18 protein-coding genes are annotated in these 19,179 nt (G+C 66.2%); 7 read left to right on the plus strand and 11 right to left on the minus strand.

Annotation, left to right across the window (positions count from 1 at the left end; translation table 11 throughout):
• Positions 1–79: 79 nt before the first annotated feature.
• From SMN802W_RS0104415 to SMN802W_RS0104425, 3 genes are all read right to left on the minus strand, one after another.
• Entirely contained in the window at positions 80–1,909 is a 1,830-nt protein-coding gene (locus SMN802W_RS0104415; RefSeq protein WP_019515682.1) for a DUF885 domain-containing protein, read from the minus strand.
• A 103-nt stretch (positions 1,910–2,012) separates the two neighbouring features.
• Positions 2,013–4,127: a RelA/SpoT family protein gene (locus tag SMN802W_RS0104420; protein WP_019515683.1), complete on the minus strand. Its 2,115-nt coding sequence runs from the start codon at positions 4,125–4,127 to the stop codon at positions 2,013–2,015.
• A gap of 168 nt (positions 4,128–4,295) precedes the next feature.
• Positions 4,296–4,631: a CC_3452 family protein gene (locus SMN802W_RS0104425; protein WP_019515684.1), complete on the minus strand. Its 336-nt coding sequence runs from the start codon at positions 4,629–4,631 to the stop codon at positions 4,296–4,298.
• A gap of 170 nt (positions 4,632–4,801) precedes the next feature.
• Here SMN802W_RS0104425 and SMN802W_RS0104430 point away from each other — a divergent pair, with 170 nt between their 5' ends.
• Positions 4,802–5,266, plus strand: coding sequence for a winged helix-turn-helix transcriptional regulator (locus SMN802W_RS0104430; RefSeq protein WP_019515685.1), 465 nt, complete (start codon positions 4,802–4,804; stop codon positions 5,264–5,266).
• Here the strand turns inward: SMN802W_RS0104430 and SMN802W_RS0104435 are convergent.
• From SMN802W_RS0104435 to SMN802W_RS0104445, 3 genes are all read right to left on the minus strand, one after another.
• Positions 5,259–5,693: an acyl-CoA thioesterase gene (locus tag SMN802W_RS0104435; protein WP_238560106.1), complete on the minus strand. Its 435-nt coding sequence runs from the start codon at positions 5,691–5,693 to the stop codon at positions 5,259–5,261. The genes SMN802W_RS0104430 and SMN802W_RS0104435 overlap by 8 nt on opposite strands.
• Positions 5,694–5,707: 14 nt before the next feature.
• Complete coding sequence (locus SMN802W_RS0104440) at positions 5,708–6,481, minus strand: sulfite exporter TauE/SafE family protein (RefSeq protein WP_019515687.1); 774 nt, start codon at positions 6,479–6,481, stop codon at positions 5,708–5,710.
• A 76-nt stretch (positions 6,482–6,557) separates the two neighbouring features.
• Entirely contained in the window at positions 6,558–7,766 is a 1,209-nt protein-coding gene (locus SMN802W_RS0104445) for an LL-diaminopimelate aminotransferase (RefSeq protein ID WP_026325740.1), read from the minus strand.
• A 116-nt stretch (positions 7,767–7,882) separates the two neighbouring features.
• On the opposite strand from SMN802W_RS0104445, the gene SMN802W_RS0104450 reads away from it, so the two are divergent.
• The 6 genes from SMN802W_RS0104450 (at position 7,883) to SMN802W_RS0104470 (ending at position 12,435) form a co-directional block, all read left to right on the plus strand.
• Complete coding sequence (locus SMN802W_RS0104450; protein WP_019515689.1) at positions 7,883–9,598, plus strand: class I poly(R)-hydroxyalkanoic acid synthase; 1,716 nt, start codon at positions 7,883–7,885, stop codon at positions 9,596–9,598.
• An 87-nt stretch (positions 9,599–9,685) separates the two neighbouring features.
• Positions 9,686–10,354, plus strand: coding sequence for a phasin family protein (locus SMN802W_RS17510; RefSeq protein ID WP_019515690.1), 669 nt, complete (start codon positions 9,686–9,688; stop codon positions 10,352–10,354).
• A 146-nt stretch (positions 10,355–10,500) separates the two neighbouring features.
• Complete coding sequence (gene clpS, locus SMN802W_RS0104460; protein ID WP_019515691.1) at positions 10,501–10,833, plus strand: ATP-dependent Clp protease adapter ClpS; 333 nt, start codon at positions 10,501–10,503, stop codon at positions 10,831–10,833.
• A 71-nt stretch (positions 10,834–10,904) separates the two neighbouring features.
• Positions 10,905–11,513 carry a dienelactone hydrolase family protein gene (locus SMN802W_RS16415; RefSeq protein WP_083925599.1) on the plus strand — a complete coding sequence of 203 codons (609 nt, stop codon included), beginning with the start codon at positions 10,905–10,907 and terminating at the stop codon, positions 11,511–11,513.
• Entirely contained in the window at positions 11,497–11,709 is a 213-nt protein-coding gene (locus SMN802W_RS17840) for a hypothetical protein (RefSeq protein ID WP_019515692.1), read from the plus strand. The genes SMN802W_RS16415 and SMN802W_RS17840 overlap by 17 nt, the downstream gene beginning before the upstream one ends.
• 102 nt (positions 11,710–11,811) lie before the next feature.
• On the plus strand, positions 11,812–12,435 hold the full coding sequence (locus tag SMN802W_RS0104470; protein ID WP_019515693.1) for a glutathione S-transferase N-terminal domain-containing protein: 624 nt from the start codon (positions 11,812–11,814) through the stop codon (positions 12,433–12,435).
• Here the strand turns inward: SMN802W_RS0104470 and SMN802W_RS17845 are convergent.
• The 5 genes from SMN802W_RS17845 to SMN802W_RS0104495 all read right to left on the minus strand — a co-directional run bounded on the left by SMN802W_RS17845 (position 12,432) and on the right by SMN802W_RS0104495 (position 18,731).
• Entirely contained in the window at positions 12,432–12,605 is a 174-nt protein-coding gene (locus SMN802W_RS17845; RefSeq protein ID WP_083925601.1) for a DUF1289 domain-containing protein, read from the minus strand. The genes SMN802W_RS0104470 and SMN802W_RS17845 overlap by 4 nt on opposite strands.
• Positions 12,606–12,607: 2 nt before the next feature.
• Positions 12,608–13,714, minus strand: coding sequence for an AI-2E family transporter (locus tag SMN802W_RS0104480; protein ID WP_019515695.1), 1,107 nt, complete (start codon positions 13,712–13,714; stop codon positions 12,608–12,610).
• A gap of 106 nt (positions 13,715–13,820) precedes the next feature.
• Complete coding sequence (locus tag SMN802W_RS0104485) at positions 13,821–15,221, minus strand: DEAD/DEAH box helicase (protein WP_019515696.1); 1,401 nt, start codon at positions 15,219–15,221, stop codon at positions 13,821–13,823.
• Between the two features lie 169 nt (positions 15,222–15,390).
• Positions 15,391–17,286, minus strand: a complete 1,896-nt coding sequence (locus SMN802W_RS0104490; protein WP_019515697.1) for a S9 family peptidase — start codon at positions 17,284–17,286, stop codon at positions 15,391–15,393.
• A gap of 482 nt (positions 17,287–17,768) precedes the next feature.
• Positions 17,769–18,731, minus strand: a complete 963-nt coding sequence (locus tag SMN802W_RS0104495) for a DUF3883 domain-containing protein (protein WP_238560107.1) — start codon at positions 18,729–18,731, stop codon at positions 17,769–17,771.
• Positions 18,732–19,179 lie beyond the last annotated feature (448 nt).

Consider the following 19,179-nt stretch of genomic DNA (forward strand, 5'->3'; position numbering starts at 1 on the left):
CCCGATCCGGTCACAATGCGGGAGGAGGCTGGAGGGTTGCAAGCGGCAGGCGCGGTCCTCACGCGCCTGCCTGTGGGCTTCAAACCATTTTGCGCGCGCGTTCCTCGACGATCCGCTCGAGCATCGACAGCGGCATCGCGCCTGATTCGAGCACGTCGTGGAAATGCTTGATGTCGAACTTCGCGCCCGAAATCTTCTTCGCATTGTCGCGCGCACGCAGCCAGGCGGCGTGGCCGATCTTGTAGGAGCACGCCTGCCCGGGCGAGACGCAGTAACGCTCGACCTCGCGTTGCGAGCGCCCGCGTGCGAAGCCAACCGTGTTGACGAAGTAATCGGTCGCCTGCGCGTGGGTCCAGCGCTTGGTATGGATACCAGTGTCGGCGACCAGCCGCGCGGCGCGGAACAGGAAGCTCTGCAGGTAGCCGGCACGCTCGACCGGTGTCGCATAACCGCCGATCTCGTCCGCCAATTGCTCGGCGTAGAGCGCCCAACCCTCAAGATACGCGTTGAAGAACGCGATCTTGCGCAAGGGATGCGTGGGTGCGCGCTGCGCGGTCGAGATCTGCAGATGATGACCCGGCACGCCCTCGTGATAGGTGAGGCTCGGCAGCGTGTATTTCGGCCAGTCGCCGACGCTTTTCAGGTTGATCCAATAGATCGCCGGGCGCGATCCATCGAGCGGTGCACGGAAATAATAACCGTTCGGCGCACCGTCCTGGATCGAGGGATCGACGCGCTTGATCTCCAGCGGCGCGTTTGGCGGATTGCTGAACACGCGCGGCAGCCGCGCCTGCATCGACTTCACGCCCTCGTTCAGGCTGGTGAGCAGCGCGGTGCGCCCGGCGTCGCTGTCGGGGTAGAGCTGCGCCGGCGACTTGTTGAGTTGATCGAGCCGCGCGCCGACGCTGCCCTGCGTCATGCCCTGACCCTTCAGGATCGCGTCCAGCTGCGCCGACAGGTCCGCGACCTGCTCCAGCCCCATGCGATGCACCTCGTCGGGCGTCAGCGTCGTCGTCGTCGCCTGCGCGAGCGCGGCGGCGTAGATCGCGTCGCCGCCGGGGATCGCCCACACGCCCGCGGCCGAGCGCGCGCCGGTGCGCAGCTGCTTCATCAGCGCGATCTGCCGGTCGAGCGCGGGGTAGACCTGCGCCTCGACGATTTTCGTCGCGCGCGCCTGCCAGTCGCCGGGCAGGTTCGCCGCCTTCGCGCGCGTGACGAGCGACTGGACGAGGCCGTTCTCGCCCGCCGGCAACCCACGCAGCTTCGCCATCTGCCCGAGTGTCAGGTCGATCGAGAAATCGGGTGCGACGCGGCCCTTTGCCGCCTGCTCGCGTTGCACCGCGCTCTCGCCGTCGAGCTGGCGATCCATCAGCGACAATCGGTCGAGATACGCCTCCGCGTCGTCGGCGGTCTGCACCGGGTGCGTCGAGGCGAGGAAGTCGGGCAGCGAGAAATAGACGCCGTCCTGCTGGGTGATCGGATACGGTCCCTGCGGCGAGCCGAGCCCGAAGCGCTCCGGTCCGACGATCTGCGAATCGATGTTATAGAGCACGACTTCGCGGTCGATTTTCGCTTGCGGCGACAGCGTGTCGGGCGCGACCGCGGCGACCTCCGCGCGCATCCGTTTGGCAAGCGCCAAGTCCTTGGCGAGCGCGCCGGGACCGTTGTCGCTGAGTTCATGCCGCAGATGCGCGTTCGCACCCTTGTCGAAGCCGAGCGAAGTGGCGAACTCGGGCGAATTGGCGACCGTCTGCGCCAGCACGCGGTCGAACGCGGCGGTCAGCTTCGCATCGCCGGGTGCGGCAGCGGTCGTGGCACCGGCGGCGGTCTGCGCGAAGGCGCGCGAAAAGGGCAGCGCGGTCAGCGCCGCGGTTGCGGTTCCGGCGGCAAGAAAATGGCGGCGATCCATGCAGGTGCATCCTGTGCGCGAGAGAAGGTCAGGAACAAGAGCCTAACCGTCCACGCTGGTGGTACAAGGGGCTAAGACACGCCGCGTCCGCCGGGCGCGGCGTTCACACCCGCTCGGCGGCGTTCACCATGTCGGCGGCGCGCAGCGCGGCGAGCAGGCGCATCAACTGGTGGGCGTCGTGCACCTCGACGTCGATCGTGTTGGTGTGGAACTGCGTGTCACGGCTGTCGAGCCGGATGTTGATGATGTTGGCCTTGTGCTGGCCGATGATGGTGGCGAGGCTGCCGAGCATACCGGGCTCGTTCCTGACCTCGACCGAGATGCGCGCGGTCGCGCCCTCGGTCTTGTTGCCCCATTTGACGTCGATCCAGTCGGTCTCTTCCTCCGACCGCTCGGCGAGATCGGCGAGCGTCGCGCAATCGATCGCATGCACCTCGATCGACGCGTCGGGGCGGCGCAGCCCGACGATGCGGTCGCCCGGCACCGGGTGGCAGCAGGTGCCCAGTTCATAGGCGACGCCGGGCGCCAGCCCCTCGATCGAGATTGCGCTCGACTGCGGCGCGTGCGCGACGTCTGCACCCGCGGAGCCGGGCATCAGTGCCTCCATCACCTGCTGGTCGGTCAGCGTCTTGCGCGCGATCGCCTGCATCAGCGCGCCCTCATCGGGTAGCTTGAGCCGCGCCAGCGCGTGCCCCAACGCGTCGGCGGCGAGCGTCGCCGGCAGGCGATGGACGATGTCGTCGAACAACTTGCGCCCGAGCGTGATTGACTGCTCGCGCTCGGTGATGCGCAGGTGGCGGCGGATCGCGGCCAGCGCCTTGCCGGTGATCGCGAACGACAGCCAGGTCGCCTGCGGCTCCTGCGCCTTGCTGCGCAGGACCTGGACCTGGTCGCCGTTCTCAATCGGGGTACGCAGCGGCACAACACGGCCGTTGATCTTCGCGCCAACCGCCTGATCGCCCAGATCGGTGTGGACCGCATAGGCGAAGTCGATCGGCGTCGCGCCCTTCGGCAACTGGATCAGCTCGCCCTTGGGCGTGAACGCAAAGATGCGATCCTGGTACATCGCCATGCGCGTATGCTCGAGCAATTCCTCGGGCGTTTCGGCATTGTCGAGGATCTCGACCAGATCGGCGATCCAGCTCGGGCGATTGTCGGGTCCTGCGGGGGCGGCGTGGTCGCCCGCCTGCTTGTACGCCCAATGTGCGGCGAGCCCGAACTCGGCCTCGGCGTGCATTTCCTCGGTGCGGATCTGGATCTCGATGCGGCGGTTCTCGGCGTGAATCACGCTGGTGTGAAGCGAGCGGTAGCCGTTGCGCTTGGGCGTCGAGATGAAGTCCTTGAACCGTCCCGGCACCATCGGCCAGCGCCCGTGGATGATGCCCAGCGCCTTGTAGCAATCCTCAACAGTCGGCACGATGACGCGGAACGCCATGATGTCCGACAATTGCTCGAAGCTGATGTGGCGCTCCTGCATCTTGCGCCAGATGCTGTACGGGTGCTTCTGCCGCCCCGACACCTCGCCCTCGATGCCCTTGCGCGAGAGCAGCAGGTGGAGACCAGAGCCGATCTTGGCGATCCGATCGCCGCCGCCTTCGTTGAGTAGCGCGAGACGCTTGGTGATCGACTCGTACGCTTCCGGTTCGAGCTGCTGGAAGGCGAGCGTCTGCATCTCCTTCATGAACTCGTACATGCCAATCCGCTCGGCGAGCGGCGCGTAGATGTCCATCGTCTCCTTGGCGATGCGGCGGCGCTTCTCGGGCTTGGCGATAAAGTGCAGCGTGCGCATGTTGTGGAGCCGGTCGGCCAGCTTGACGAGCAGCACGCGGATGTCGCCCGACATCGCAAGCAGGAACTTGCGCAGGTTTTCCGCCGCGCGCTCGCTCTCGGTCTGCGCCTCGATCTTCGACAGCTTGGTCACGCCGTCGACCAGCCGCGCGACATTGCCGCCGAAGATGCGCTCGATCTCCTCCGGCGTTGCGACCGTATCCTCGACCGTGTCGTGGAGGATCGCGGTGGCGATCGTCTCATCGTCGAGATGCAGCTCGGTCAGGATGCCCGCCACCTCGATCGGGTGGCTGAAGTACGGGTCGCCGTTGGCGCGCTTCTGCGTCCCGTGCGCGTTGACTGAAAAGACATAGGCGCGGTTGAGCATCGCCTCATCGGCTTGCGGGTCATAGTCGAGCACCCGGTCGACCAGTTCGTACTGTCTGAGCACCGGTCTAGGATGGGGTGATTGGCTGCTGCTTTGCAACACAATTGCTACACTTGGCCTGATCGAGCGCGCAAAAAAGAGCCCCGGCCGCGGGAGTTGCGGCCAGGGCTCACGATCTCGCGGCTGGAGAGGGCGCCGCGATCTTTGTGACGTTTTCGGGCGTGGATCCGATCAGTTGGCGGCCACGCTCTGCGCTGGGGTTCCAGACTTGCCGTTGCACTTGTCGAGCTGCGCGGCGTCATACGCCTTGCCGGCGACGACGAACGAGGAGAGACCGCCGACATCGCGCGCGACCAGCTGGCACAGCACCGTGTCGCGCTCTGGCGCGCGCATCGCGACGAAGGCGCCGTTCTGCTGCGACCACAGCGTAGAGCGCGTGATCAGCCGGGTCTTGGCGACCTTCACCGCCGGAGTGGCAACATAATAGCCCGGCACCTGGGCCTGGACGCCGGCCGCACCGATGATGGCGGCAGTGGCGACAGCGGCAGCGGCGAGACGACGGATCATGGGGAGGCTCCGTGATAAGAAGTTGCGGATCGCTACTTATATCGTTTAAAAACCAGTTGCAAGAAGAAACTCGCAGATGCGAGTTGCGATACAGGACCTGTATGTGTTGAGGAAAAGCGGTTCAGCCGGCTTTCCCCATAAGCTAGGCTCTCCCGCGAAGAGGATGCGTGATGGGTCAAGTGCGTGAAAATCTGGCGGAATGCTCGCTGCCCGCGGCATTGGAGCTGATGGGAGATCGCTGGGCATTCCTGATCCTGCGCGCCAGCTTCAACGGGCTGCATCATTTCGAGGAATTGCAGCAGGAGCTAGGCATCGCGCGCAACATCCTTGCCAATCGGCTGGCGCGGTTCGTCGAACATGGCATTATGGCGCGCGCCAGCGTGCCGGAGGACCGGCGCAAGATCGTCTATAACCTGACCGAAAAGGGCTTCGCGCTGCTTCCCGCGATGGTCGCGCTCAGGCAATGGGGTGAGCGTTGGGAGACGGGCAGCCCGGCATTTCCGATTCTGGTTGACGTGCGCGACGGCCGACCGATCCAGCAGGTCGCGGTGCTGAGCCACGACGGCCGCGCACTCGGCAAGGGCGATTTGCACTGGGCGCTGCCCGGCGATGTCGAGGAGCCGGCGGCTAGCTGACGCCGGTCGGCAGTTGCTCCAGATAGGCGCGGATCGACGGCGGAAGCGGCACGAGACGGCCGCTCGCCAGATCGACGTGAACGCTCACCATACGGATCGAGCATGCCAATGTGCCGGTCGTTGGGTTTACCAGCTCGAAGCGTTTGGTGATGCTCGTCCTGCCGATTGCCTCGATCCGCACGAACGCCTCGACCTCGTCGCCGAGGCGGAAGGGGGAGAGGTAATCGAGCTCGGCGCGGCGCACGTTGAACTCGGCGTGGCGCCATTCCTCCACCACGTCGGCGATGCTGGTCCAGTCCCAGAACTCGGTCACCGCCACGTCGGCATATTCGAGATAGCGCGAGTTGAAGACGATCTTCTGCCCGTCGATCTCGGCGTAGCGGACCTTGAAGCGCGTCGAGAAGGCGAAGCCGGCGCGATTGGTCACGAGAGCGACCGGCATTAGAACAGCAGCCGCACGCCGACGATCGCCAGCGTGACCGCAAGCACGGGGGTCAGCACCCGGTCGGACACGCGCGTCGCGATCAGGCTGCCGACGATGATGCCGGGCACCGATCCGAGCAGCAGCGAGACGAGCAGTCCGACATCGACCGATCCGATCCACCAATGGCCAAGCCCCGCGATCAGCGTCAGCGGCACCGCATGCGCGATGTCCGATCCGACCAGCCGCTTCACCGGCAATTGCGGATAGAGGATCAGCAGCGCCGTCATGCCGAGCGCACCCGCCCCGACCGAAGTCAGCGATACCATCACGCCGAGCGCCACACCCAGCAGCGTTGTCAGTTGCGCCAGCCGGGCCGCGGGCAGGCGCTCGAACCGCGGCGCCATGCGTGCGACGATCCGCTGGCGAAAGAACAGCGCCACCGCAGTTGCGACCAGCGCGATGCCCAGGATCAGCGCGATGACGCTGCCGCTGCCGCCCGTCTTCGGCACGCGGCTGAGCACCAGCAGCGTCGCCAGCGTCGCGGGGATGCTGCCGAGTGCCAGCCGGCGCACGACATGCCAGTCGACCGTTCCACGCGATCCATGGACGCCGGTGCCAACCGCCTTGGTCGCCGACGCGTAGAGCAGGTCGGTGCCGACCGCCGTGGTCGGGTGAAACCCGAACAGCAGCACCAGCAGCGGCGTCATCAGCGAACCGCCGCCAACGCCGGTCAGCCCGACGAGCATGCCGACCAGGACGCCGGCGAGCGAATAGAGCGGGGTGACGGTCACAATGCTATGCTCCCCGAACTTGCCGCCACGCGTCCGGCGAGCGCGAGCCTGCGCGCGTCATCGTACGCCAAGCGCGTCAAACGCTCGCGCGGCCGGGCGTGTTGACGCCCATCGATTGCAGGTAGCGCTTCACGTTGCGCGCCGCCTGGCGCAGCCGCTGCTCGTTCTCGACCATCGCGATGCGCACGAAGCCTTCACCGTTCTCGCCGTAGCCGACACCGGGCGCGACCGCGACCTTGGCATGGGTCAGCAATTGCTTGGAGAATTCAAGACTGCCCAGATGCGCTAGCGCGGGCGGCAGCGGCGCCCAGGCGAACATGCTGGCGGGAGGGGCGGGAATGTCCCAGCCGGCGCGCGCGAAGCCTTCCACCATTACGTCGCGGCGTTTGTGATAAAGCTGGCGGTTCTTTTCCACGATATCCTGCGGGCCGTTCAAGGCCGCACACGCCGCCGCCTGGATCGGGGTGAACGCGCCGTAATCGAGGTAGGACTTCACCCGCGTCATCGCCGCGATCAGCGTCTTGTTGCCGACCGCGAAGCCGATCCGCCAGCCCGCCATCGAATAGGTCTTCGACAGCGAAGTGAACTCGATCGCGACGTCCTTCGCGCCCTTCACCTGCAAGATCGACGGCGTCGGGCGGCCGTCGAAATACAGCTCGGAATAAGCGAGGTCGGAGATGATCCACACCTGGTTCGCGCGCGCCCAGGCGACCAGCCGCTCGTAAAAAGCGAGGTCCACCGCCTCTGCGGTCGGGTTCGACGGGTAATTGACCACCAGCACGCTGGGACGCGGCACAGTGAAGTTCATCGCGCGCTCAAGGCTCTCGAAATAGCGCTCGTCAGGCGTCGTCGGGACAGCGCGGATCGTCGCGCCTGCGATGATGAACCCGAATGTGTGGATCGGATAGGACGGATTGGGCGCCAGCACCACGTCACCCGGCGCGGTGATCGCAGTGGCGAGGCTGGCGAGCCCCTCCTTCGACCCCATCGTCACCACCACTTCGGTCTCGGGATCGACGTCTACCCCGAAGCGGCGCCCGTAGTAATTCGCTTGCGCGCGGCGGAGGCCGGGAATGCCCTTCGATGCCGAATAGCCGTGCGCGTCGGGCTTCTTCGCAACCTCGATCAGCTTCTCAATCACGTGGTCGGGCGGGGGCAGGTCGGGGTTGCCCATGCCAAGATCGATGATGTCCTCTCCGCCCGCACGCGCCGCGGCCCGCATCGCGTTCACTTCCGCGATCACGTACGGCGGCAGGCGCTTCATGCGGTAGAATTCGTCGGACATCATGCTCCCTTTCGCGCGTTCACTATAAGGGTGATCGCCGCTAGATACCAAATGCGGTTCTGCTTCGCGGCGGCAAAGATAAGCAACGCGGGGCGCGGGTGACGGGAGAGAGTCGGATGGCCGATCGATCGAGCAACGCCGGAGCCGGAGACGGCGCATCCAGGTCGCCTGCCGCGCTGGCGATCGAACAATGGACCGCGCTGATGACGCAGGCGCAGACCGCGATGGTCGAGGCGAGCAGTGCGCTGCCCGGCGTCGCCCAAGGGCAGGCAGCAAGGCAGGTGGCCGATTTCTGGCGCGACCAGCTAGGCCTGTGGGAACGCTTTATGGCGCCGTCCACGGGCGAGCGCGCGCTGGAGAAGGACAAGCGTTTCGCCGACGAGGCGTGGCGGAGCCCGGCGTTCGACTGGATTCGCCAGAGCTACGCGCTCCTGTCTGATCACCTGATGCGCGGCGTTGACGCGCTCGACGGCGTCGACGAGGCGCAGCGCGCGCAAATGCGCTTCGCCGCACGCGGCTTTGTGGAGGCGATGAGCCCGTCGAACTTTCCCTTCACCAACCCGCAGGTGATGCAGGAAGCGCTCGCCACCAACGGTCAGAACTTGGTCAAGGGGATGCGGAACCTCGTCGCCGATCTGGCGCGCGGGCAGTTGACCCATACCGACGCGACCGCGTTCGAGATCGGCCAGAATCTCGCCACGACGCCAGGCGCGGTGGTCAAGCGAACGCGGCTATACGAACTGATCCATTATACGCCTACCACCGAGCAGGTGCTCGAGACGCCGCTGGTGATCTTCCCGCCATGGATCAACCGCTTCTACATCCTCGACCTTACCCCTGAGAAAAGCTTTATCCGCTGGGCGGTCGAGCAGGGCGTCAGCGTGTTCATGGTGTCATGGCGTTCCGCCGACGCCAGCATGGCCGACGTGACGTGGGACGATTACGTCGCGGCGCAGGTCGACGCGATCGACACGATCCGGGAGCTGCTCGGCGTGCCTGATGTCCACGCAATCGGGTATTGCGTCGCCGGCACGACGCTCGCCGCCACGCTCGCCTATCTCGCCGCACACGGTGAGGCGCAGAAGGTCAGGAGCGCGACATTCTTTACTGCGCAGGTCGATTTCTCGAACGCGGGCGAGCTCAAGCACTTCGTCACCGATGAGCAGTTGAACCTCGTGCGGTCGCTTTCCACCGAAGGATTTCTCGACGGGCGCTACATGGCGGCGACGTTCAACCTGCTGCGCGGGCGCGACCTGATCTGGAACTACGTCACCACCAACTATCTGTTGGGGAAGGATTATGCCGCCTTCGACCTGCTTCACTGGAACGGTGACGTCACCAACCTGCCGGCGGCGTGGCACCACAGCTATCTAACTGACCTCTACCGCGACAACCTGCTGGTCGAGCCGGGGCGGCTCGCGATCAACGAAACGCCGCTCGACCTGACGCGCGTGACGACGCCGAGCTATGTTCAGGCGGGTCGCGAGGATCACATCGCGCCGGCGGAAAGCGTGTGGGAACTGACGCGGCAGTTTCGCGGCCCGGTGCGCTTCGTCCTTGCCGGGTCGGGGCATATCGCGGGTGTCGTCAATCCGCCTGCTGCCAACAAGTACCAACACTGGACGCTCGACGACGATGCTGCACCTCCTGAAACGCTCGTCGATTTCGTTACGCGAGCGCGCGATACGAAGGGAAGCTGGTGGCCCGACTGGATCAATTGGCTGCGTAGTCGCGGCGCGGAGATGGCGGAGGCGGCCGGTGCGCGCCAGCCGGGCGGCGGCGCGCTGCCCGCGATCGAGCCTGCCCCGGGGAGCTACGTGCGCCAGCGCTGACCCCTTTTGCTGCGACGCACAATAGGCTTGAACCGGCCGCTTCGATCCACTATTGTGCAGTGCAGCAAGGATAGATGAGGAAGCGGTTTGGCCGAGTTGACTATCAAGCCGAAGCGTACATCGCGTGCGTTCAAGAACGGGGCTGTAGCGGTGCCGTTCGCCGCCGGGGTCGAGCCGGTTGCGGCCACGCCGATCGCTGACAAGACGATCGACGAAGTCATCGAAGCGATTGCTCACCTGCCGATCGGCGAAGCCACTTCGACGACGAACGCTTCCCGTTCCAGTGACGACCAACCGACCGCCGCAGCGACGGCACCCGCGAGCCAGGAGAACCAGACCATGACCGACACGATGCAGAACACCGCCGAGACGATGCAGGCGAAGGCCGAGGACGCGATGGGCAAGGGCAAGCAGGCGTTCGCCGACATGACCGCCTTCGGTCAGGGCAACGTCGAGGCGATCGTCGAGTCGACCCGCGTCGCGTTCAAGGGCATGGAAGCGATGACGCAGGCGCGCGCCGCCTTCGCCAAGCAGTCGTTCGACGCGACCGTGCATACGCTGAAGTCGATGGCCGAGGTTCGCTCGCCGGCGGACCTGTTCAAGCTTCAGGGCGAGTATCTACGCAGCTCGATGGACGCGCTGGTCGCCGAAACCTCGCGCTCGACCGAGGCGACGCTGAAGCTCGTCGGTGAGATCGCACAGCCGATCCAGAACCGCGTCGCGATCGCCGCCGAGAAGGTCCGCACCGCGGCCTGATCTGCCCATCGGGTAATCGAGCGGGCGGCCGGGCAAGATGCACGGCCGCCCTTTTCGCGTTCGCGGGCCTTGCCCTTGGGCGCGGTGTTGCCATATTTTGCGGCGTGCGCGTGATGACCGATCAACGATCCCTGACACCTTTGCTCATGGCCGAGCGGCGCGGTGACGACTCCGACGGCGACGGTACTGGTGTCGGTATCGCCACGCGGACGCGTGTCAAGACCAAGAAGCCGACGCCGTACCGCGTGCTGATGCTCAACGACGATTACACCCCGATGGAGTTCGTCGTGCTGTGCCTGCAGCGCTTCTTCCGCATGAATGCCGAGGAAGCGACGCGCGTCATGCTCCACGTTCACCAGAAGGGCGTCGGCGTCTGCGGTGTCTTCTCCTACGAGGTCGCCGAGACCAAGGTCGGGCAGGTGATGGACTTCGCGCGGCAGCACCAGCATCCGCTACAATGTACGCTGGAAAAAGCCTGACCTCTTCAGTTTAGCGACTTGGCAATCGGCCGGGCGCGCCTAGTCTCTCGCATGACGCGCAGGAGACGAGTATGGCCGACGACATCCGCGACCGCGCGGTCGCGATCTACGACCGTTTCAGGCACGAGCACCACGATCGCCGCACCTTGTTGCGAGAGATGACGCTCCTGACCGGCAGCGCGTTTGCGGCCGAGGTGCTGGTCGGCGGCATCGCCGCGTCGACCGCCGCCGTCGTGATCATCGCGCCTGCCGAAAAGCGTTTGAAGACCTTTTCCAACGCGCGCGTGCCCGTTGCCGGAGGAGAGCCGATCGAGGGCTATATCGCAACCCCGCTTGGCAAGCGCCCGACAGCAACCGTGTTGGTGTTCCACGAGAACCGCGGGCTGACCCCGCACCTTCAGGATGTCGCGCGGGGTGTCGCGCTCGCCGGCTTTTTCGCGATCGCGCCCGACTTCCTCTCAGACGCAGGCGGCAGGCCGACCGACGAAGATCGTGTGCGCTATAATAGGCGCGGCGAACCTCGACACGATCGTCGGCGAGGCGGCAGGCGTCCTGCGGCATTTTGTCGGCTCGAGAACGCCGCGGTTGCGTGTCGGCGTGATCGGCCTCTGCTGGGGCGACGCGCTTGTCAACCGTGTGCAATCGCGGCGGGCGACCGGCTGAGTGCAGGCGTCGCTTAGTCACGGCCCGGCGCCCGATCCCGCCGAAGCCGTGAAGGTCACCGCGCCACCGCTGCTCCACTATGCCGGCAAGGACGCGCGCGTCGCGCAGATTGGGCGCCATGGATTGCCGCGCTCAAGGCGGCGGGAGAAGCCGGTAGGGGCCTTCACCTACCCGAACGTCGACCCTGCCTTCAACAATGACACGTCGGCGTAGCATTATGACAAGGCCGCGGCCGACCTCGCATGGTCGCGCACGCTCGCGGCCCTTCATCGCTACCTTGACGCCTGATCTCGCCCGTGTTCTCTTGATGTTCCTTTGGCGGAGTCGATCATGCTGACCTTCTTTACCAACCCGATGTCGCGCGGGCGGATCATCCGCTGGATGCTGGAGGAGGTCGGCGCGCCGTACGAGACGGTGGTCACCCAATGGGGCGCAGCGCCCGCCGAACTGCTCGCCGCCAATCCGCTCGCCAAGGTGCCGACGATCATCCACGATGGGGCGGTGGTGAGCGAGACGGCGGCGATCTGCGCCTATCTTGCCGATGCGTTTCCGGAAGCCGGCCTCGCACCCGCCGCCGATGAGCGCGCCGCTTATTACCGCTGGATGTTCTTCACCGCCGGTCCGGTCGAGGCCGCGATGATGGACAGCCATCTGGGGGTCACGCTGCCGCCTGAGAAGGAGGCGATGATCGGCTACGGCAATCTCGCGCGCGCGGTCGACGCGCTGGAGCAGGCGGTGTCGGCGCACGATCATATAGCAGGTCCGCGCTTTACCGCCGCCGATGTCTATGTCGGCAGCTCGATCGATTTCTACTTGCAGTTCGGCATGCTGGAGAAGCGCGAGGCATTTGCGCGCTACGTCGACCGACTGCGCGAGCGGCCCGCCTGGGTACGTGCGCGCGAGATCGACGACGCTCTTATCGCAGCGGCACAGCGCTAAGCCGCCGTGCGGCGGACTTCAACGCGTGCCAGGATCGCGCGCTTTTCGTTGTCGTTAGCGCGCGACCAGTCGGCAATCTCCGCCATCGTGCGAAAACAGCCGAGGCATAGTCCGTTCGCACGGTTCATCGTGCAGACGAGGATGCATGGGGAGAGCGGTCCGTCGCTCATCGTCAGCCGGCGACCGCGTCACCAGCGAACCGGTCGTCGTCGCGCGTCGCTGCACCATGCTCGCGCTGTTCGGTCAGGATCTGCCACGCGGTGATGAACAAAGCCGCGACCACTGGCCCGACGACGATGCCGCTCAGCCCCAACAACTCGATTCCGCCCAGCGTCGTCACCAGCACGACCCAGTCGGGGATGCCGGTGTCGCGCCCCACCAGGATCGGGCGGAGGATGTTGTCGGCGCTGCCGATCACCAGCGCGCCCGAGACAATCACGACCACGCCTTGCCACAATGCGCTCGTCGCCAGCAGGTAGATCGCAACGGGGATCCAGATGATCGCGGGTCCGATCGCGGGCAGCAATGACGCGATCGCCATCAGCAGCCCCCACAGCATGGCGGCGGGCAGGCCGACCAGCCAGAAGGTAATGGCGCCGAGCGCTCCTTGCACCAGCCCGACGATGACCGATCCCTTGATCGTCGCGCGCATGACCGAGACGAAGCGGTCGACCAGACGCTCGGTCACGCCGCGCTCGAGCGGTATGGAGCGGCACACTGCCGGGCCGAGGCGGTCGCCGTCGCGCAGCAGGAAGAAGGTGGCGTACAGCCCGACGCCGAACGCGACCACGGCGGCGAGCGCGTCGGCACCGATCGACAGCGCCCGGCTCGCAATCATGCTGACCCGGCTGCCGATCGCGTTGGACACCTGCGCCTGCGTTCGCTCGAAACTGTCGAGCCCGGCCTTGTCGGCGAGTTGTTGCAGCTTCAACGGCAGCGCGTCGTGGACCTGCTGGAAATAGGCGGCGAAGTTGATCTGGCCGCTACGCACCTTGGCATAGACGCCGCTCGCCTGGTCGATCACCATCGTGCCGATGATGATTGTCGGCAGCACGACCGCGACTGTGATGATCAACAACGTGAGCAGGGCCGCCGTGTTGGCACGGTTGGGAAAGCGCGCGCGTAATCGGTGCTGGAGCGGCTGGAACAGGATCGCGGCCAGCACGCTCCACAACAGCGCCACCGCATAGCTCGATACGATCGCGCCCAGGAACAGAGTCACCAAGCCGACGAACAGCACCAGACCGCCGTTCTCGATCCGTCGCGCACTCAATGCCATGTGGTAACTGCCCCCGATGCCACCGTCGCGCGACTGTTTCGACTGCGATCGGCTTTGGCGTTCAACCGTCACGTCACCGCAACGGTTCCGGGCATCTCACGCGCGTTCAGCGGGTCAGCGTCACCTGCAGGAAGTCGGGCACCGGACCGTTCCAGCCGTCGTCCGGACCATTGTCACTGCGTTCCCGGCGTGGCGCGTCATACCGCCCGCGCGAGCGATCAGACCGCTCGGTGGGCGCCTCCGCGCGCGGGGCAGGGTCACGCTGCTCGCCGCGCGGACGGCGGCTCGATGCCGCAGCCTCATCGGCCTGCGCGGCGATCGGCTCCTCGCGTCGCGTCCGCTCACGTCGTGGGGCGCGGGCAGGGCGCTCTTCCTCGGGCTCGCCGGGCAGCGCGTCGAGCGTCTTGATCTTCTCGCCGGTCAGTTTTTCGATGTTCTGGATGTTTTCGGCGTCATCCGGCCCGACCATCGTATAGGCGACGCCGGTCGCACCCGCGCGGCCAGTGCGACCGATGCGGTGGACGTAATCGTCCGGGTGCCACGGCGCGTCGAAGTTGACGACGTGGCTCACCCCCTTTACGTCGAGACCGCGTGCCGCGACGTCGGAGGCGACGAGGATGTTGATGTCGCCGTTCTTGAACCGCTCCAACTCGGCGATGCGCGCCGACTGATCCATGTCGCCGTGGATCTCGCCGCTCCTGAATCCATGACCCTGCAGGCTCTTGTTGAGCTCGCGCACCGTCGTCTTGCGGTTGCAGAAGATGATCGCGGTGCGCACGTCCTCGCCGCGAAGCAACTGGCGCACGACCTTGCGCTTCTCGAACGACTGTCCCTTCACCGGCACCACCCACTGCGTGATGTTGGTGTTGGTGGTGGCAGGGCGCGCGACCTCGATCGTCTTGGGATTGGTCAGGAAACGGTCGGCCAGCTTCTTGATTGGCGCGGGCATGGTGGCGGAGAACAGCAGCGTCTGGCGCTTCGCCGGCAGCTTGGTGCAGATTTCCTCGATGTCTGGGATGAACCCCATGTCGAGCATCCGGTCGGCCTCGTCGATAACCAGCATCGAACAACCGGTCAGCAGAATCTTGCCGCGCTGGAACAGGTCCATCAGCCGCCCCGGCGTCGCGATCAGTACGTCGACGCCCTTTTCCAGCGCCTTGACCTGATCGCCCATCTGCACGCCGCCGATCAGCAGCGCCATCGATAGCTTGTGGTACTTGCCGTATTGCTCGAAATTCTCGGCCACCTGTGCCGCCAATTCACGCGTCGGCTCGAGGATCAGGCTGCGCGGCATCCGCGCGCGGCTGCGGCCGTGCGCCAGAATGTCGATCATGGGCAGCACGAACGACGCGGTCTTGCCCGTGCCGGTCTGCGCTATCGCGACCATGTCGCGCATCATCAGCACGGAGGGGATCGCCGACGCCTGGATCGGTGTCGGCTCGGTATAGCCGGTGTCCCCCACCGCGCGGAGTAGTTCGTCGGAGAGGCCGAGGTCGGCGAAGCTCATGCAAGTGTCCGATTGGTGCCCGGCGCGGCGCTCGCGACCGATCTTCCTGAGCCTGCGCGCTTGATGATCGACGCTGCAAAGTCAAGGAAAAGCCACCCGCCGCGCCGTCGACACACCGGTTTGCGCGAGGACCGCGTCGCCCAGGTCACAGCAACGCGCCGGGTTCGGCTCAGCGCGCCGCCTTCACGTAGCGGTCGAACCACGCGATGGAGCGTGCGCGCACGTCCTTCGACTGTTCCGCTCCACTCACGCAGTGGCCCGCGTCGGGATAGATCACGAGGCTGACGGGCACGTTCTGGTCCTTGAGTGCATGCCACCACTCGATCGACTGCGTCGGCGGCACCTCGATGTCGCGTTCGCCGACGTAGATGAAGGTCGGCGTCTTCGCCTTCTTCGCCTGATAGATCGCCGACACGTCCTCGTAGGCCTTCATGTCGTCGTACATAGAACGCCCGAAGAACGGCAGCATCCACTGGTCGATGCCGTTGGTGCCGTAATAGCTGACCCAGTTCGATAGCCCCGCGCCCGCGACGATCGCCTTGAAGCGGTTGGTCTGCGTGTTGGCCCACATCGCCATGAACCCGCCGTAGCTGCATCCGCCCAGCCCCAGGCGGTTGTTGTCGACCGGCGCGACCCGCTCCACCGCCTCGATGCCGGCCAGGATGTCACGCAGGTCGCCGCCGCCGAAGTCGCGCTTGTTGGCGGCGGTGAACGCCTCGCCCTGGCCGTAGCTGCCGCGCGGGTTGGGTAGGAAGACGTAATAGCCCGCGTTCAACAGCGCGGCGTTCATCGTCGTCGGCGCGAGATAGCCCGGCATGTTCGCCGCCGAGGGACCGCCGTGCACCATGGTGATCATCGGCGCCTTGCCCGCCGCGGCGCTCCTGGGAGCGAGCAGCCAGCCCTGCACGTCGTACCCTTCGTTCTTCCACGACACGCTGCGTGCGGTGCCGGGCGCGGTCAGCGTGTCATTGTCGTGCGTGATCTGCCGCACGCTCGAGAGCGGTCCGGCGTAGATCGCGGGCGCGTGCTCGTAATCCTGCACCACTGCCGCGGCGACGCGACCGTCGGCGGAGAACACCGCGCGGCCATCGCCCGCTGCCGCGCTCGCCGGCTTGGAGAAGGCGGGCTTGACCGCCTGCCCGGTGATGAGCGTGCCGAACTGCAACTGATCGCCCGCCAGCGTCACCGCGCGCAGACCGCCCGTCGTCCAGTCGATCGTCGTCACGGTCGACTTCGCGCCGGCGGTGATGTTGCGCGGCGCGCCGCCCGCCAGCGGCACCGTGTAGACGTCACCCCCGATCGAGCCGAAATCACTCATCAACCCGCCGATGAACGCGACCGTGCGCCCGTCGGGTGAGACTCGCGGCTGGTTGAGTTGCATCGCGGGCTTCGCGATCGGGCGCACCGCGCCGGTATTCGCATTAATTGCGTCGAGGCCGGCGACCCACCAGTTGTTGTCGCCGTTGCCTAGCGCCGTCGTCGCGACGAAGCCGCGCCCGTCAGGGGTCCAGTCATATTCGTAGATGTAGCGGCCCGCGGGCGACAGCGGTGTCACCGTCGTCGTCTCGCGCCACAGGTCGAACACGGCGAGGCGCTGCTCATCGTTCTTCTCGCCGATCTCGCCCACCATGCGCACGCCCGCCTGTGTCGCACCCGACTCCTTAGCCGCACCCAGCGTGACGAGCAGCGCGACGCGCTTTGCATCGGGCGACACGCGCGGTGTCTGCGCGATCCCCGCCACGGTCGCGATCGTACGCGTCGTCTTCGCATCCGCGTACATCAGCCGCACGTTGCCCGCCTTGCCGTCACGCGCGAGGAAGACGAGGTCGCCGTTCGGCGCAAAGGTCAGCCCCGCGTAGCTGCATGTCGCGCACGGATCGATCGTGCGCAGCACATGGCCATCGACCGCACTGCGCATCGTTACCCTGCCGTGCCCCGCGTCGGACTCCACCGCCACGACCCGGTCACCCGCGGGCGCGAGTGCGAGTCCGCCATATTGATGGATCGTCTGCGCAGCGGCGGGCGCGGCGGTGGTAAGCAGGACGGCAAGCGGGATCAGGCGCATCGGAACTCCCGGAGAACAGCGTGGGGCGTGCCGTGGGCTTAACATGCCGACGCTCGCCCGCAAGTCACAGCGGTTACGATCTCCGGCCGCGTCGGGACACGCGCTCATTCACGAAAAAACCCGCTAAGCCGATGGCCTAGCGGGTCTTTCATGGTGGGCGTGGCAAGGATTGAACTTGCGACCCCTGCGATGTCAACACAGTGCAGTGGAGCAAGAAAGGCTGATTTTCGCCGGTTCTGGGTGGCCCTCTCTCGGAACATGAGCAGAACAAGTGGGTAATTTTCGGCTAAATCACCCGAGTTTCACCCGAATATATCAATGGCTTTGCGGGTAGCCATTCGCTTCATGCCGCCCCCGGACCTTGCCAACCGCACCGAACAAGGCCGTCCCTCGCGAGCCGCGCACGCCGCTCGCAGAACTCGCGCGATCGAGCACGCCGCCGAGCGCAAGGTCGCCCGAAATGCCGGCCGTCGGACCGGAACTCAGCGTCGACGGCCGAAATTGTAGCGGATGCTGTCGCCGGCGATGTTCAAAACGCCGTCCGCGTCGGGGCCCAGCGGGTTAGGCAGGATGTCGATGGTCGTCGCCTTGGTGCTCCCGACGTTCGCCACGTAGGCGACGACGTATCGTTCCGCAGATCGCGACCGGGCGACGTCTCGCGCGCGACGGACCTCGGTCTCGCCCAGCTCGAACCGACAGGGATCCTCGGTGCTCGCCTTGACCTCGATGAACCAGGTCTGCTTGTTGAAGGCGATCCGGAAGTCGTAGCCCAGTCCGTCGCTTCCCTTGCGACCGGTGAACTGCTCGCTGTTGCCGGACACCCAGCAGGCGTCGACGTCGTGACCTGGCTGCCGCGCCTTGAGCCAGTGGTAGACCGTGAGCTCGCCAAGCAGGCCGATCATGTCCTTCTTCGCCTGCGGAACCCCTGCGAACGCGCCGCCCCGTCCTCCGCCACCGCCGCCGCCGCCGCGCTTGGGCAGGTCGGCGGTTGGGACGAGGTCCGCGAACGTGCCGATCGGCCGGTTCAGGACCGCCTTCGACAGGCCGGACGACACCTCGTCGGACAGCTTCAGCCAGTCCACCGTTTCGGGGTCGCGGGACTCGCCGTTCAGCTGGACCGACCGCGCCTGCCGTTCCATCCGCTCCCGATTCTCGCGCGCCTTCTGGGCCTGCGCCTCCACCTCCGTCTGCGCCACGCCGAGCTCGTCCCGATCGATGCTGAGCGGCATGTGCTGAGGCCATGCCGAAAGCCGCGAGAACCACCTGAGCAGCTCCGCGCCCGTCCAGACGCGGCAGTCGAAGGCTCCCGCGTCGTCCAGCATGCGCCTCAGCTCGGCCTCGGCCTGTGAGAGCTCCCGCCACACGTCGGGCGGCACGACCCCGTGCTGTATCGCCCATGCCCGCACGAGCGGCTGCGCGGCGGCGGCGGTCTTCCGCAGCGACACCGTGTTTGCGCTGCGCACCGAGTTCAGATCGGGAAGGCCGCCAGCCCCAACGTCGTGTCGGTGTTCGAGGTGAGAGACGGTCGCCCGCGCGACCTGCGACTGAAGAAGCCGGAGACTCCGGAGCCGCGATAGCCTCCGTGAAGCGGAAGGTCCGCGATCTGCACATGGCCCGTCACGGGGATCGCTGCTGCTACTGCCGCAAGAACCTTCACGGCGGCGGGCACTTCGTCATCGACCGCGAGCACGTCCTTCCCAAGTCGCGGGCCGCCTATCGGCTGCTTGCCTACGAGATCTGGAACCTCGGCATCGCCTGTAAGCGCTGCAACATGCAGTATAAGCGGAGCAAGATCGACTTCGTGGTGGATCCCACCGACGGGGCAGCCCTGCGGACGAGCGTGGCTCAGGCTGAGCGACGAGCCCGCCGTTCCGCCGCCGCCGGGCGCCTCTG

This window comes from Sphingomonas sp. Mn802worker (genome assembly GCF_000382485.1).
Classification (GTDB): domain Bacteria; phylum Pseudomonadota; class Alphaproteobacteria; order Sphingomonadales; family Sphingomonadaceae; genus Sphingomonas.

Excerpts from the sequence above, each read along its gene's own strand:
- SMN802W_RS0104485 (WP_019515696.1), bottom strand. The coding sequence starts at position 15,221 with ATGAGCTTCGCCGACCTCGGCCTCTCCGACGAACTACTCCGCGCGGTG.
- SMN802W_RS0104445 (WP_026325740.1), bottom strand. The coding sequence starts at position 7,766 with ATGTCCGACGAATTCTACCGCATGAAGCGCCTGCCGCCGTACGTGATC.
- SMN802W_RS0104450 (WP_019515689.1), top strand. The coding sequence starts at position 7,883 with ATGGCCGATCGATCGAGCAACGCCGGAGCCGGAGACGGCGCATCCAGG.
- SMN802W_RS16415 (WP_083925599.1), top strand. The coding sequence starts at position 10,905 with ATGGCCGACGACATCCGCGACCGCGCGGTCGCGATCTACGACCGTTTC.
- SMN802W_RS17845 (WP_083925601.1), bottom strand. The coding sequence starts at position 12,605 with ATGAGCGACGGACCGCTCTCCCCATGCATCCTCGTCTGCACGATGAAC.
- clpS (WP_019515691.1), top strand. The coding sequence starts at position 10,501 with ATGGCCGAGCGGCGCGGTGACGACTCCGACGGCGACGGTACTGGTGTC.
- SMN802W_RS0104430 (WP_019515685.1), top strand. The coding sequence starts at position 4,802 with ATGGGTCAAGTGCGTGAAAATCTGGCGGAATGCTCGCTGCCCGCGGCA.
- SMN802W_RS0104425 (WP_019515684.1), bottom strand. The coding sequence starts at position 4,631 with ATGATCCGTCGTCTCGCCGCTGCCGCTGTCGCCACTGCCGCCATCATC.
- SMN802W_RS0104490 (WP_019515697.1), bottom strand. The coding sequence starts at position 17,286 with ATGCGCCTGATCCCGCTTGCCGTCCTGCTTACCACCGCCGCGCCCGCC.
- SMN802W_RS0104480 (WP_019515695.1), bottom strand. The coding sequence starts at position 13,714 with ATGGCATTGAGTGCGCGACGGATCGAGAACGGCGGTCTGGTGCTGTTC.
- SMN802W_RS0104415 (WP_019515682.1), bottom strand. The coding sequence starts at position 1,909 with ATGGATCGCCGCCATTTTCTTGCCGCCGGAACCGCAACCGCGGCGCTG.